Raw genomic sequence first — 1,083 nt, 5'->3', positions numbered from 1 at the left:
CTAGTGGTCGCGCCCGTTAATTCGTCGGGGGTGGCGGGTCGAGCCAGGCTGTGGTGTCGCCGAGGTAGAGGCCGCAGGCGCAGTCGAGGGATTCTTGCGGGGTGCCTGCCGGGTATCCGCTGGGCAGGAGCGATTTGTCGTAGTCGTCGTGGCTGGCGCGGTAGATGGCGAAGGCCCAGGTGGTGGCGGATCCGGTGTAGCGCAGCCGCATCAGGGGCAGTGTGGTGCCGTCGGGGAGCCGGCCGGCGACGTAGGCGAACTCTCCGTGCCAGCGGATGGTGATGCCATCGAGTTGCGGCCAGCGCTCACGTGCCCGCGCTGACAGCCGCTGGCGCAGCGATGTGCGGGTCGAGTCCGGTGGCCTGGCCATAGTGCCATCATGCCCTGCCCTGGAAGCCGCACCATGAAGCGCATGCCTTCCAGCCCCTATGTCGTATGCCTCGACGATGCCGACCGCGCTGAGCTGGAGTCCATGTCCCGGCGAGCCTCAGCGCCGTTTCGCCTGGTGCTGCGATCACGGATCGTGCTGCTGGCCGCGGCCGGTATGGCCAACCGGGTGATCGCCGAGCGGCTGGGAATCTGTGAGGACACGGCCCGCAAGTGGCGGCGCCGGTACTGCCAGCAGTGCATTGAGGGGCTGGCCGATGCTCCGCGGCCCGGCAGGCCTCGCGTGTTTTCCGCCGCGGTGGTCGCAGAGGTCAAGGCCCTGGCGTGTGAGATGCCCGCCGCGAGCGGGACGCCCCTGGCCCGCTGGACCTGCCCGGAGCTGGCCCGCCATGCTGTGGCCAGCGGCATCACCCCGGCGGTCTCACCGTCCACGGTCCGCCGTTGGCTCGCTGATGACGCGATCAAGCCCTGGCAGCACCGCTCATGGATCTTCCCCCGCGATGCGCACTTCGCCGTCAAGGCCAGCCGAGTCCTCGACCTCTACCAGCGGCAATGGGAAGGAGAGCCACTCGACCAGGACGACTACGTCCTCAGCGCCGACGAAAAACCCGGCGTCCAGGCGCGGATGCGTCTCCACCTCCCGCTGCCGCCCGGGCCCCGAAGGGCGATGCGCGCCGAGAGCGAATACCACCGTTG

2 protein-coding genes are annotated in these 1,083 nt (G+C 69.4%); one reads left to right on the top strand and one right to left on the bottom strand.

Translation table 11 applies throughout. From position 1 onward, the window contains the following. Positions 1-16 precede the first annotated feature (16 nt). Positions 17-370, bottom strand: coding sequence for a hypothetical protein (locus ABGB12_RS35010; RefSeq protein ID WP_347684841.1), 354 nt, complete (start codon positions 368-370; stop codon positions 17-19). Between the two features lie 42 nt (positions 371-412). Between ABGB12_RS35010 and ABGB12_RS35005 the strand changes: the two genes are divergently transcribed. Beyond that, positions 413-1,083: helix-turn-helix domain-containing protein (locus tag ABGB12_RS35005; RefSeq protein WP_347684839.1), on the top strand; the 671-nt coding region annotated here is incomplete at its 3' end.

It is taken from the genome of Actinocorallia sp. B10E7 (genome assembly GCF_039871655.1).
GTDB lineage: Bacteria > Actinomycetota > Actinomycetes > Streptosporangiales > Streptosporangiaceae > Actinocorallia.
Note: the sequence above shows the minus strand (reverse complement) of the source record. Positions and strands in the feature narration are given on the sequence as shown.